Source organism: Bradyrhizobium sp. MI1.7 (assembly GCF_055811795.1).
Genome location: NZ_JBVVPO010000045.1, coordinates 35,613 through 48,276, shown reverse-complemented (window position 1 = coordinate 48,276; position 12,664 = coordinate 35,613). Strand labels below are relative to the sequence as shown.

The following is a 12,664-nucleotide window of genomic DNA, read 5'->3' as shown; positions in this document are numbered from 1 at the left end:
TCCCGCCCCCCCGGGGCCGGTGGTGGGGGGTCAGGGGCCCGGGCGCCCGCCCCGCGGGCGGGGCGCCCCCCGGGGGGGGGGGCGCCGCGTCCCTGAACACCTCGTCGACCTCGTGGATGGAGAAATTCGCGGTCTTGGTGAATGCACTGGTGAGTGGTTTGGGCTCGTCCATGGTGATCCCTCGCGGTGCTGCAACTGTCGATGCCGGCATTTCCCCGGGCCGGTTGTCCGGGCAGGTGAGTCCTGCGCTATTGCGCCTCGTGATCCCGATCGCGTCTCGTGATCCGCCCGATGCCGGGCATGACAACATCGTTCACGCGCGCTCATGCGCGCGTGCCGACTACGAACATTGATCGGCCCTACGTTGTTGGCCGGGCCGGATACTGAACGGATCTGCGTGAATCGATCGTGATTTTCAACTTGCGGTTCGGGCAAATATGCGGTCGGGAAATCGGCGAGCCCTGCGAACTGAGCGAAGCATTGCTTCCTTCTTCGTGCTCGAAAATGAGATCATCAAAATGGATGTCGGGCGCCTGGCCGGCTTCGGTTATGCTGGGCTATCATACAACCTTAAGATGGTCGCAAATGTGTGCCAGGTCACAGGGCCAAAGAGTCGCAGCAACGAGAGACGAGCGAGGCTGCCCATGAGCGTTTCCGTCATCGAGCAAGCAAAGATCCAGGCGCAGGTGCTGGTGCCGCTGGTCAAGGCATTGCAGGCCGAGCTCGGCGAGGCGCGCGCCAACGCGCTGGTGCGCAAGGCGCTCGGCGATCTCTATCGCGGCTTCGGCGAGGAGTTCTGGAAAACGAAGAACGAGACCGAGAACAAGACCGATCTCGGCAAGGCCGTCTCGTCGGCGTTCAAGACCTATGCCCGCGACGACGCGCTCGCCTATGACATCGTCGAGCAGACGGCTGACACCTTCGCGTTCGACGTGACGCGATGCGCCTATGCCGAGTTCTACAAGGCACTGGGCGAACCGGAGCTCGGCTTCCTCCTGGTCTGCACTGCCGATTTCGCGACCGCGGAAGGGTTTGGTCCCGACGTCAGGCTCACGCGCACGCAGACGATCATGCAGGGCGCCAGCCATTGCGATTTTCGCTACCGGCGCGACGCCGGGGGATCACAGTGAAGGGAATGCAAATGATGCGGGCAAGCTGCCTTGCCATGGCAATGCTGGCGCTGATGGCGTCATGCGCCGACGCGGCGATCATCGACTGGCAGGCCGAGCTCCAGCGCTGCCGCGTGCTGCGGCAGAACGTGGCGCCGCTGCTTCAGGCCGGCGAGGGAATATCCGCCGTCGGCCGCTCCAACAGATCCGTCCGTCGCTGCGTCTGGATCCAGCGCATCGCGGTGCGAAAGAAAATCCCCGGCGCGGAGGCGTGGTAGCAGGCGCCCGTCAGGTGGACTGGCTCTTCTGCCGGAGCAGCAGGTCCTTCAGTCCTGTCGGATAGAGGCTCGGTCCGCCCTGCGGAGCGGCGTCTTGCGTCGATCGACAGTCTTGCGGGCGTCGCCTCAGCCGGCGGACACGCCCGGCTTGAACAGGGCTCCGACCGGCAGCTTTTCCTGGAGGTCATACGAACTCGGGCGGTTCTCCTTGACCCATCTTTTTTCGGCGTGGGATTCGAATGGCGGCGGAATTTGCCCCTGAATCGACCAAAGGTCGGCCGGTAGCTCGTCGATGGTGACCTCCCAGTCGTATCCCCGGTCCTTGACGTAGGGCGCGATCAACTTGTCGACTGCTTTCACCCACCATTCCCTGATGACGGGGCCGGGCATCGTCCTCGCCATGTGGTCGATCTTGAAGCGGACGAATTTCTCGTGCGAAGCTCCGCCGACATAGACCGAACCTGCGGCGACTTCCTCGAAGATCATCACGGCGTAGAATTTCGGGATGGGAATCCTCGCATACATTGCGGTGACCTTCTCTGCGAATTCCTTCTTGTCATGAGCCGAGTAGGCCCCGACGGGGTGATAGACTTTCCACAACGGCACTCGAGTTCTCCTTGACGTTGGCTGGTCCTTAGGGAAGCCCGCGCAGCATTTGGTATGATGGGGATAATATCACTGACTGCGCCGTCGACTCTTCAGGATCTGGCGATCCGCGGTAACCGCTGAATCACGTCTGCGTTGGCTCAGCCTTGTTGGGCCGCCACAGCTGGGCGAGCCGGAGCTCGGCTTTTCTCCTTTGTCTGCACTTCCGACTTTGCGACTGCGGAAGGGGCCGGCCCCGACGTCAAGCTGACGCGGGCGCAGACCATCATGCAAGGCGCGCGAGCCATTGCGACTTCCGCTACCGGCGCGACGCGGGGGGATCACAGTGAAAGGAATGCGAACGATGCGGGCGACCTGTCTTGCAATGGCTGTGCTGGCGCTGATGGCGTCATGCGCGGATGCAGCGGTGATCGACTGGCAGGCCGAGCTCCAGCGCTGCCGGGCGCTGCGCGCGAACATCGCGCCGCTGCTTCAGGCCGGCGAGGGGATATCCGCCGTCGGCCGCTCCAACAGATCCGTCCGTCGCTGCATCTGGATCCAGCGCATGGCGGTGCGCAAGAAAATCCCCGGCGCGGAGGTTTGGTAGCACGATGTGGAGACAGCGACGTCCTCAGGGTGACGGAGTAGAAACCTTCCGCCGGAGCAGCACATCCTTCAACCCGTTCGGATAGAGGTTCGGTCCGCCCTGCACGTCGAGATCGGCAAGGTCGAACCATCGCGCGACGATCTGCTCCCCGTTATCCTCGCGGAAATCGATGCGGTCCTGGCCGCTGAACGCGCCGTCTGGAAGCGCGACCTCCGCGATGAACATCACCTCATGCCCGGTCGATCCCTCGTGCATAAAAATGTTCTCCATCACCAGCGGCTCGCCCGTGATGGTGATGTCCACGCCGAGCTCTTCGCAAAATTCCCGCACGAGCGCCGCTCGCCAGCTCTCGCCGAACTCGATCTCGCCGCCGAGCGGGCGCACGCCCTTGATCCGCCCCGCATCGTCACGCACCTCGGCCGCCAGCAGCCGCCCGTCCCGCCAGTGCAGGCCGAGCGCGACGACGCGGATGTGAGGGTGGGGCCGCCATGTGGACATGGGGGCATCGTTATCGTGCCCGCCGCCGCTACGCAATGCGCGGTGGCGAGACCTTGTCGGGCCGGATGCGCACTGCCTTCGGCATGCAAATGCTTCGCAGCCTTGATCCGTGACTCGCCGCCTGCCATTGTCCGGTCCTCCATTAGGGCGACGAGCCTGGTGAGATACAATTTGCGGCGTTCGGCAAAACGTGTCGCTTCGCCGGACGTGACGAGAAGGCAGGTTTTCGAGATGAACAGCGTGAACAAGCCCGGCGGCAACTATTTGCCGGTGATCATCCATGGTGGAATTGCGTATGTCAGTGGTCAGCTGCCGCGTCGCGGTGAGGACCTGCTGTATGCGGGCAAGGTCGGCGCAAATGTCGATATCGCGGCCGCGCAGGAGGCCGCTGCTCTCTGCGCCGATCTCTGCATTTCGGCCATCAACCACGCAACAGGCGGAGAGGACAGGATCGTCCAGGTCCTGCAGCTCGTTGGATACATTGCTTCAGCGCCTGGATTTACCCAGCAGTCGCAAGTCATGAATGGGGCCTCCGACCGGCTGATCGAGCGCTTGGGCGATCGCGGTCGTCACACGCGCACGTCTGTCGGCGTCGCCGAGTTGCCGCGGGGCGCTCCCGTCGAGCTGAGTATGATTGCCGCTGTTCGGTCGTAAGAGGCGGTCTTATCAGACGAGATACTTCTTCACCGCCGCCTCGTCCCACGCGATCCCGTTGCCGGGCTCCTCGCCCGGCAGGGCAAAGCCGTCCTTGATTTGCAATCGTGTCGCCAGCACCGCGTCGGCCCAGTCGACATATTCCAGCCAGTGCGCGGTCGGTGTCACGCAGAGCAGGTGCGCGCTGACCTCCGAGAACAGGTGCGTCGACATCTCGATGCCGGCGGCCTGCGCGAGCGCGGCGGCGCGGAGCCAGCCGGTGACGCCGCCGATGCGCTGGACATCCGGCATCACGTAGTCGCAGGCTTCCGCGGACAGCGCTGATTGCATCGAGAAGGCACTGTCAAAATTCTCTCCGATCTGGACCGGCGTGCGCAGCGCATCCGCGATGCGGGCGTTGCCCTCGTAATCGTCGTGGCGGATCGGCTCCTCGATCCAGGTCAGCCCCTCGTCGTCGAGCATCTCGCCGCGGCGGATGGCTTCGGTGACCGTCAGGGCCTGGTTGTAGTCGCACATCAGCGTGACCTGATCGCCGACGGCCTTGCGCACCGCGCGTACCACGGCGAGATCCTCCCGCGCATCGGGCCGGCCGACGCGGATCTTTGCGGCGTGAAAACCTTCGGCCAGCAGCTTGTGGGCCTCGTCCACCGCGGCGCCCGCCGGCATGATGCCGAGCCCCTTCGAATTGTAGGCCCTGACCGGCTTCGGCGCACCGCCGAGCAGGCGCGCCAGCGGCAAGCCCTTGCTACGCGCCAGCGCGTCCCATGCCGCCATGTCGATGCCGGATTGCGCCAGCCGCTGCAGGCCGGCGAGGCCGAGCAGGGTGAAGCGCTGGGTCAGCTTGCGCTCGATCTCGAACGGCAGCAGCTCGTCGCCGGCGACGAGCTCAGACATTTCCGCGACCATCGTCGTCAGCGGCTTCAAGGCCGAAGGCGTGATCGAGAACAGATAGGCATGCCCCACCGCGCCCTGGTCGGTCTCGCAGTCGATCAGCACCAGCGGCGCCTTTGCGACCGTGCCGGTCGAGGTCTTGAGCGGCAAATTCATCGGCACGATCACGGGGCGCGCATTGAAGCGCGTGATGCGGATGGTCTCGGTCATATGGAGGATCTCCGGGCGGAGTGAATGCAGGTTAATGCCGATCTTAAACATTCGCCATGAAACGAAAAGCCATTTGCTGCGACCCACCATGAAATGGGGTTGCGCGGTCTCGCATTTGCGGGCTCTGTGCCGCCGCAAGCTCTTGCCGCGAATTCCCGGGGTTTGCGACAAGATCGCACACGACGGAGCCACAGGGTGAAACAAGAGATCTCCGAAGAACAGCGCAAGAGCGGCATCCTCACGGGGGCCGTGATCGCCTTGCTCCTGCTCGCTTTGCCGGTCGCGGTGTGGCTGGACCTGACCGACCTCAGCAAGACCGCGCTGCGCCGGCAGGCCGCCGACCTCAACTCGGTGATCACGAGCGTGCGCAGCTACTATGCGTCCAACGTCGTCGGCCGCATCCTGGCTAACCCAAACGGCACCACCAGGGTCGTGCACAATTACGAATCCGTCCCCGGTGCGATCCCGATCCCGGCGACGCTGTCGCTGGAGCTCGGACGGGTGATCGGCGCGCAGCAGGAGAACATCACCTACCGCTTCGTCTCGGACTTCCCGTTCCAGAACCGCGCCGCGCACCAGCTCGACAAGTTCGAGAAGGACGCGCTCGACGCGCTTCGGAAGGACCCCGAGCAGAAGATCGTCGAGACCGAGACCTCGCTGTTCTCCGACAAGGTCCGGCTGGTCGCGCCCGTCACGATGGGCCCGGCCTGCGTCAGCTGCCACAACAGCCACCCCGAGAGCCCGAAGAAGGACTGGAAGGTCGGCGACATCAGAGGCATCCAGGAGGTGATCATCGCGCAGCCGATCGCCGCCAACATCTTCTCGTTCAAGTTCCTGCTGGCCTATTTCCTGATCGCCGCGGGCTGCGGCCTGTCGTTCCTCTCGCTCCAGCGCCGCCAGGCCGGCCGCATCAAGGGCATGAACAAGGAGCTCGAATCCGCCAACGACTTCCTGGCTTCGCTGTCGATGAAGATCTCGCGCTACATCCCGCCGCAGGTCTACAAGAGCATCTTCAGCGGCCAGAAGGACGTCACCATCCACACCGAGCGCAAGAAGCTGACGATCTTCTTCTCCGACATCCAGAATTTTACGGCGACCGCCGAGCGGCTGCAGCCGGAGCTGCTGACCCAGCTCCTCAACGAATACTTCACCGAGATGTCGGCGATCGCCCATGAATATGGCGGCACCATCGACAAATTCATCGGCGATGCCATGCTGATCTTCTTCGGCGACCCCGAGACCAGGGGCGACCGTGCGGACGCTGAGGCCTGCCTCCAGATGGCCTGGCGGATGCAGCAGCGTCTTGCCGAGCTCAATGCGAAGTGGCGCGCCTCCGGCATCGAGCAGCCGTTCCGCTCGCGGATGGGCATCAATTCCGGCTATTGCAATGTCGGCAATTTCGGCAGCAGCGACCGCATGGATTATACGATCATCGGCGCCGAAGCGAACCTCGCCGCGCGCCTGCAATCGATCGCCGAGCCCGGCGGCATCGTGCTGAGCTACGAGACCTTTGCGTTGGTCAGCGACATCGTCCGCGCGCACGCGCTGCCCGCGATCACGATGAAGGGCATCAGCCGCGAAATCATTCCCTATTCGGTCGACGCGCTCAACGACGCGGCGGCGGAGAAGAGCGGTGTCATCACCGAGCGCGCGCCCGGCCTCGAGCTGTATCTCGACCCTGCCGTGGTGAAGTCAGGCGATGCCGCGCGCGTCCGCTCGCTGCTGGAAAACGCGCTGGCCGCGCTCAAGCCGGCGTGAGGGTGCTCTTACCCTCCCCTGGAGGGGGAGGGTCGATCGCGCGCAGCGCGAGCGGGGTGGGGTGATCTCTCCACGCGGGCAGTGTTCAATGAGGATAGACCGTCACCCCACCCCGTCTCATGTCTCGCTTCGCTCAACATGAGCCGACCCACGGGCGAGCTACGCTCGTCCCGGACCCCTCCAGGGGAGGGTAAGCGCCGACCTCTTACAACGCGAAAGGTGAAGTCCCGCGTCAGCGGGTAGGTGGGCCAGCAAAAGGTCCACGTGAAGCCTACCGCGCCGCCCCTTCCGTGAACGCGGTCTCGATCACATCGCCAAAAGGCTGCCAGGAACGGCCGTCGAACTGGACAAGCCGCATCTGCTTGATCGGCAGGTAGCTGTTGGGCGAGGTGCTCATCCTGATGTTGGGCAAGGCAACGGAGGGCTGCTGATCCCTCAGCGAAGCCGCCTGACGCATGATGTTCTCGCGCGACAGGTCGTCGCCGCATTGCTTCAGCACCTGTGTCAGCGCCTCGGCTGCGCCGTAGCCGTAGACCGCGGCGCTGTTGTTGGTGCTTTCGACGTGATGGTACTTGTCCATGAAGGCGAACCAGTCCTTCATGGCGGGGTCGTTCTTCCATGCGGGGTCGCTCGGATCCTTCAGGAAGGCCGCCGAGATCACGCCGGACGAATTCTCCAGGCCCGCGGGCGCCATCGCGTTGGCGATCGAGGCGGAGGCGTCGTTGACGATGATGACCGGGCGCCATTTGAGTGACGCCGCCAGCTTGATCACCTTGGACGCCGTCGACGGCACGCCGAGGAAGACGAAAATATCCGCGCCCGCGCGCTTGAGGATCGAGACATGCCCTTCGAGATGCTCATCGGCAATGTCGAAGGCGATGTCGACGAGCACGAGGCGGTTCAGGTCGCCAAGACCTTCCTGGATGCCCCTGTAGAGCATGCGTCCGAACTGGTCGTTCTGCCAGAGCACCACGATCTTCTTCTTGGGGTAATAGGCCTGGATATAGTTGGCATAGATGCGCCCCTCCGACCGGAATGAGGGCTGCCAACCCATGGTCCAGGGAAACGCCTTGGCCTGGCTCAGCTCCTCGTCGCCGGAGGCGACGAACAGCTGCGGGATTCTCTTCTCGTTCAGGTACCAGCGCGTGGCGATATTGCCGGGCGTGCCGAACGAGCCGAACATCAGGTGCACGTCGTCCTTCTCGACCAGGTTGCGCGTCAGCTCCAGCGCGGTGGCCGGATCGGAATTGTCGTCGCGCGTGATGAAGCGGATCTTGCGGCCGTTGATGCCGCCGCGCGCGTTGATCATGTCGAAATAGGCGGCCTCCGCCTGGCCGATGGCGCCGAACTCCGAGAGCGGTCCCGAATACGGCATGACATTGCCGATGCGGATTTCATCGCCGCTCGCGGGTTGTTCTGCGTGTTGCTGGGACATCGCGCCAAGCGACGCGATAGCGATCATCGAAACGAACAGCATCCTGCCGATGACGCGCATGCTCGATACCTTGATATTGGCCCCTCCAAGAGGTCGGCTCAATCCGCACCAAGTCCGCTTGATCTACGTCAAGCGTTTGTCAAAGCTGTGGCTTGATCGCCCGCTTCAAGGCGACGCATCGCGAACGAAACGACAGCCGTGTTGACGGGCCATCAATCGACAGAGCTTGCCATGTGGCACCCCTCTCCCTAACCCTCCCCCGCAAGGGGGGAGGGAACGCACCTTTCGTTTGGCGAGTGACTCCATTCATTAGCGCGTCGGCGATGAGGGCACAGCGTGGCCACGTGCTCCGCTGCGCTCCCTCCCCCCTTGCGGGGGAGGGCGGGGGAGAGGGGTAGCTCAGCAAAAGGTGCGAGTGGATCGGCACGCCGCCCGTAACGCACTGCTACGGCAGCTCCCGCGCCTCGAGCTGATGCACCAGCAGCAGGGTCGGTTCGGCGAGGCTGTCGCCGGAGCCGTCGAGGCCGAAGGCGGCGGCGATGCCGTCGCGGCTGCGCAGCAGCGTGCTGCGCGGGCAGTGGCCGGCGCCGCAGAGGGTCTTCTTCAAGGTCTCGCCCTGCGCCACGAGGTTCGCGGGATCGTTCGCGGCCCAGGCCAGCACGATCGGCGCGTCGACGTTGAGGATGCCGGGGAAGACCGACCGCTTGTCGTATTGGGTGGGGTCAGTGCCAAGATAGGCCTTCTCGCTGTCGCTCGCGTCCTTGCCCGCGCGGTAGATCCCGGACACCAGCACGACGGCGGCGACATCGGCGCGGTCGGTCTGGAATTCGGGATGCGCCAGCAAGGTGGCGACATGGAAGGCGCCGGCGCCGTAGCCGACCGCGACGATCTCGCGGGCATCGCCATTGAACAGGTCGATATTGCCGTGGACCCAGGATAGCGCCGCCGCGACGTCGGTTGCACCCATCGGCCAGGTCGCCGCAGGCGCAAAGCGATAGTTGACGCGCACGCCGATCATGCCGTTGCGCGCGGCAAAGCACATCGCCTGGTCCTGGATCTCGCGGGACAGGTCCGGCGCGCCGCGATCGCCGGTAAAGGTGTCGCCCCCCACGAACAGCAGCACGGGCCGGGGCGTATCCGCCTTGGTCTCGCTGCTGGTGGCGACGTCGAGCACATTGGCCTCGCTGTCGCCGTAGCGCAGCCCGCGCGAGAAGGAGATCTGCTCGCACAGGCGCGCGGTGCCGCCGGCGGTCGTGTCGTTGTCGGTGAGGCCCACCCGGACGAGATTGGACGGCCCCGTGAGCCGCGCGGGCGACGGACCGTGTGCGGAGGCTGCCGTCATGCCCAGGATGAGGAAGAAAGCGAGATAATTCTTCATGTTGGTATGTTGGTGCCGGCCCTGCGTGCCCGATATGGGTTCGCGCGTTTGACCTGTCTTTTCAATTCGCCTTATTAGTTAGTTCGTCTTGAGGCGATTTCACGGCACCCGGTTTCTTGCCCATGTTCTTGCCCATGCGCGGTTCAATTCCCCGGCTGGAACGTGCAGTCGGCTCCGCTGCCATCCTTGCGACGGATGGCATTGGGGTCGATCGTGCAGCTCAGCTTGCTCAGGCTCTCGAAGCTCGATCCCGCCGCACCATCGGGCGGAATGCCAGCGAGCGCTTCTGTCGCGAAAATTTCATTGGCCGTCGAGCCGTTCACGGTCCTGCTCTTCTTGCCGAAGGTCAGCTCGCAATTGCGTAGCGTGATGTCGACATTGCCGGTGCGGCAGACGATTCTGTCCACGGTCACCACGATCGGCTTCTTGTAGGGAATCTCGGCATTGGCGGCGAACAGCATCGCCACCGCCTTCCTCTCGGCGCCGGTCAGGTCCGGCGACAGCGGCGCGATCACGCCCGCGAGCGCCAGCGCCGTCGAGCCCGAGACTTTTGCAGGCGTTGCCCCCGAGGCTCCGGCGACGTTGAAGGCGCCGGCAAAAGCGAGCGCGGAGATGATGCGGGCCCAAATCCTGGATCGGGCCCTTCTCGTGAATGTCATTCGCGTCGCTTCCTCTCCGGTCACGGCTTCGCCGCCGCAAGGCGTCCCGAACCTATGACAGAATTGCTAGTCCGGGCAGAGCCATTCGCTTCAGGCTGCTTGTCGATGGCCTTGATGATCGCCGCCGCTGCCGTCTGGCCGGACTGGAGAGCGCCTTCCATGTAACCGAAATACGCAAAGCAGGTGTGCTCGCCGGCAAAGAACAGGCGGTCCTCGAAGCCCTTGGCCAGCAGCGGCCCGGCGAGGCACACCTCGCCGGGGGCGGGACAGGAGTAGCCGGCGGCGGTCCATTCGTCGCGCGGCCAGGCCATGAACTCCGGCTGATCGGCCAGATGGGCGACATAGCCCTTGTAGACGCTGCCGATCTGCTGCGCGTAGAACGCGTCGACCTGCGTCTGGTCACCGGGCTGGTAATGCTTGAGAGCTTCCGCAGCGACGTCGGCGCCGGCGAACAGGCTGAGCTCGACCGGATGATCCGGCGGGGCGATCTGGTTGTCCGTCCCTTCCCAGGTGACACCGAACTGGTTCGAGATGGCCGTCGGGGCGAGGCCCTCGCCGATCCAGAAGCGCTTCTTGAGCGGGCTGAGATATTTCACCGCCGTCCCCATCGTGACGTAGTAGTCGTGCGGCAGGTGGGGCGTGATCGTGATCTTGGCGTTGGGCGAGTCCGGCCACAGGCTCGGGGGTATCGCGAGCACGGCATAATCGGCGGCGAAGGACGCGCGTGCCGTCCCGTTGCCGCAGGGGCTGAACTCCAGGGTCACGCCTTCGCTGTCGATGCGGATGGCGCGCACCGGCGTCGACAGGTGGGTGCTGGCGCCCTTGTCCTCGATGTCCTGCGCGAGACGAATGGCGAGCTCCTGATTGCCTTCCGAGCAGCGCAAAGTCTCGGTCTGGGTGAAGAAGGCGTCGATCTGGTCCTTCATCCGTCCGCCCGCGACGACGGCCAGATTAGCAAGAAGGCTCTGCTTGGTGGTCGGCTGGCCGGCGTCGTTGGAGAACTGCTCCTCCATGGCGTGCTTGGTGAGCTTCGAGCAGTCGAGGCTGGCGATCCACTCCGCAATCGTCCTGGCGTCGAGCTTCCTTGCGCCCTTGGCGCGCCAGGGCTTGTCAGGCTTGACCCTGCCGGCCCACCGACTGAGCTTGCCGAAAGCATCGTCCATCTCGTGATAGACCCGCTTCATCTGGCCGTCGGAGAGCTTGTGGCCGTCGAGAAACACCGGCATGTCGAGCTCGAGCGCGTCGAAATTGGTGTCCGAGGTGATGACGGAGAGGCCGAGCTCGAACCGCTTGGCATATTTCAGCCAGAGCGGATGATTGTAGCCGATCAGCTCGCCGCCGGCCTCGACGATCCCGCTCGGCTTCTTCTTGCTGAGAACCCGGCCGCCGAAGCGGTCGCGGGCCTCGAACAGCGTCACCTCGCAATGGGCGACGAGCTCGGAGGCCGCCATCAGGCCGGCGAAGCCGCCGCCGATGATCGCGACTTTCGGGCGTCGCACCGCCAGCGCGCGGAGCGCGGTGGGTGAGCGGATTGTGGGCGGGGTGGGCTGAAGGGCGAGCTTGTCCTTGACCCGCCGCTGGCGCTCCGCCCCCGAAATCCTGGGCCCGTAACGCCGGTGCAGCCGCGCAAACAGCGAACGCATCGCGAGCTTCCCTTGAAAATGTCTTCTGCCGGGAGGCGCCGTGCGGCGCCCTGAAATGCTGCAACATCGGCTAAAAATGGACCGGCCGATAGAAGCGAGATTAACTTACAATCTTGCGGAGAGTCGAGTGGCGGCTTCTCTTCCGCCCGACATCTTGCCCTTGGCCCGCGACTGAGGGGAAAATCCGCGAACCGCGCGGCGATTGCGCGGTGCGGCTGTTTTGGTCCGACGTGTCAAACGGTTGCGGCGCGCGACCGCGGCCGCATGCCGGCCGCGCGTTCTACTGTGCATGGGGTTGTTTTCGCAGTTTTAGTTTTGGACCGGCCGTTACACCCGCTTCATGGTCCGGAAGGTGATCGAATAGCGGCGTGCCTCGACCGGTGGGATGCTGTGCTCCCATCGCGACCGCGCCTCGCCGTCCATCAGGTAGAGCGAGCGCGGCAGGGCTTCGAGCGCGTGGCGCTCCCATTTGTCGCCGCTGCGGCGGCGGAAGCGGAATTTGCACGGCGAGCCCAGCGACAGGCCGAGGATCTCCTTGAAATGCGGCTTGTCGCGGTGCCAGCCGATGCCGACGCCGGTGTCATATTCGGTGCAGAGCACCTGCCGGACGCTGCCGGCGGCGAGGCCCGCCCAGGCCTCGACCTGCCGCGCGACGGGCAGGACCCAGTCCGGGATCGGCTCCGCCTCGGCCAGCCGTTGCAGCGAATAGTCATAGCGATAGCCGAACGACGCCACCCGGCGGTTGCCCTCGAAGGCACCAAACTGGAAGCGCTGCAGCGGCAATGCTGCGATGCGGCCGATCAAGTCCTGCTCGACGGCGGCCTCGACGAAGTCATCGGTATAGCGAAGCCCCGCAGGGCCGGCTTGCGGGTCGGCGAATAGACCTAGCTGCGTCATTGCTCGCATTTCCGTGATGGAACCTATTGGCGGCTGAAGCGACTTACATAGGACACGGAAAA

General features: G+C 64.5%; 14 protein-coding genes. 6 read left to right on the top strand and 8 right to left on the bottom strand.

Annotated features, from left to right (window positions below; translation table 11 throughout):
* Window positions 1-116 precede the first annotated feature (116 nt).
* From AC0L3X_RS31790 to AC0L3X_RS31780, 3 genes are all read left to right on the top strand, one after another.
* Window positions 117-353, top strand: a complete 237-nt coding sequence (locus AC0L3X_RS31790; protein ID WP_473317109.1) for a hypothetical protein — start codon at window positions 117-119, stop codon at window positions 351-353.
* A 291-nt stretch (window positions 354-644) separates the two neighbouring features.
* Window positions 645-1,130: an L-2-amino-thiazoline-4-carboxylic acid hydrolase gene (locus AC0L3X_RS31785; protein ID WP_063986719.1), complete on the top strand. Its 486-nt coding sequence runs from the start codon at window positions 645-647 to the stop codon at window positions 1,128-1,130.
* An 11-nt stretch (window positions 1,131-1,141) separates the two neighbouring features.
* Window positions 1,142-1,387, top strand: coding sequence for a hypothetical protein (locus tag AC0L3X_RS31780; protein ID WP_063986720.1), 246 nt, complete (start codon window positions 1,142-1,144; stop codon window positions 1,385-1,387).
* Window positions 1,388-1,513: 126 nt separating this feature from the next.
* Here AC0L3X_RS31780 and AC0L3X_RS31775 read toward each other — a convergent pair whose 3' ends face one another.
* On the bottom strand, window positions 1,514-1,993 hold the full coding sequence (locus AC0L3X_RS31775) for a tautomerase family protein (RefSeq protein WP_071909434.1): 480 nt from the start codon (window positions 1,991-1,993) through the stop codon (window positions 1,514-1,516).
* A 343-nt stretch (window positions 1,994-2,336) separates the two neighbouring features.
* Between AC0L3X_RS31775 and AC0L3X_RS31770 the strand changes: the two genes are divergently transcribed.
* Window positions 2,337-2,579: a hypothetical protein gene (locus AC0L3X_RS31770; RefSeq protein ID WP_063985692.1), complete on the top strand. Its 243-nt coding sequence runs from the start codon at window positions 2,337-2,339 to the stop codon at window positions 2,577-2,579.
* A 24-nt stretch (window positions 2,580-2,603) separates the two neighbouring features.
* On the opposite strand, the gene AC0L3X_RS31765 is transcribed toward AC0L3X_RS31770, so the two are convergent.
* The gene (locus AC0L3X_RS31765) at window positions 2,604-3,077 is read right to left on the bottom strand and encodes an NUDIX hydrolase (protein WP_063985691.1); all 474 of its coding nucleotides are present in this window, start codon (window positions 3,075-3,077) and stop codon (window positions 2,604-2,606) included.
* A 231-nt stretch (window positions 3,078-3,308) separates the two neighbouring features.
* Between AC0L3X_RS31765 and AC0L3X_RS31760 the strand changes: the two genes are divergently transcribed.
* Window positions 3,309-3,731, top strand: a complete 423-nt coding sequence (locus AC0L3X_RS31760; protein WP_063985690.1) for a RidA family protein — start codon at window positions 3,309-3,311, stop codon at window positions 3,729-3,731.
* Window positions 3,732-3,743: 12 nt separating this feature from the next.
* Here the strand turns inward: AC0L3X_RS31760 and AC0L3X_RS31755 are convergent, their stop codons facing one another.
* On the bottom strand, window positions 3,744-4,832 hold the full coding sequence (locus AC0L3X_RS31755) for an enolase C-terminal domain-like protein (protein ID WP_231143652.1): 1,089 nt from the start codon (window positions 4,830-4,832) through the stop codon (window positions 3,744-3,746).
* 195 nt (window positions 4,833-5,027) lie between these two features.
* Between AC0L3X_RS31755 and AC0L3X_RS31750 the strand changes: the two genes are divergently transcribed.
* Entirely contained in the window at window positions 5,028-6,590 is a 1,563-nt protein-coding gene (locus AC0L3X_RS31750; protein WP_063985689.1) for an adenylate/guanylate cyclase domain-containing protein, read from the top strand.
* Between the two features lie 271 nt (window positions 6,591-6,861).
* Here the strand turns inward: AC0L3X_RS31750 and AC0L3X_RS31745 are convergent, their stop codons facing one another.
* The 5 genes from AC0L3X_RS31745 to AC0L3X_RS31725 form a co-directional block, all read right to left on the bottom strand.
* A complete protein-coding gene (locus AC0L3X_RS31745) occupies window positions 6,862-8,085 on the bottom strand; it encodes an ABC transporter substrate-binding protein (protein ID WP_166083309.1) in 1,224 nt (407 codons plus the stop codon).
* Window positions 8,086-8,470: 385 nt separating this feature from the next.
* Window positions 8,471-9,403, bottom strand: a complete 933-nt coding sequence (locus AC0L3X_RS31740; RefSeq protein WP_063985688.1) for an alpha/beta hydrolase — start codon at window positions 9,401-9,403, stop codon at window positions 8,471-8,473.
* A gap of 143 nt (window positions 9,404-9,546) precedes the next feature.
* On the bottom strand, window positions 9,547-10,062 hold the full coding sequence (locus AC0L3X_RS31735; RefSeq protein WP_063986717.1) for a hypothetical protein: 516 nt from the start codon (window positions 10,060-10,062) through the stop codon (window positions 9,547-9,549).
* A gap of 20 nt (window positions 10,063-10,082) precedes the next feature.
* On the bottom strand, window positions 10,083-11,705 hold the full coding sequence (locus tag AC0L3X_RS31730) for a flavin monoamine oxidase family protein (RefSeq protein ID WP_063985687.1): 1,623 nt from the start codon (window positions 11,703-11,705) through the stop codon (window positions 10,083-10,085).
* Window positions 11,706-12,032: 327 nt separating this feature from the next.
* The gene (locus AC0L3X_RS31725) at window positions 12,033-12,602 is read right to left on the bottom strand and encodes an alpha-ketoglutarate-dependent dioxygenase AlkB (RefSeq protein WP_063985686.1); all 570 of its coding nucleotides are present in this window, start codon (window positions 12,600-12,602) and stop codon (window positions 12,033-12,035) included.
* Window positions 12,603-12,664 lie beyond the last annotated feature (62 nt).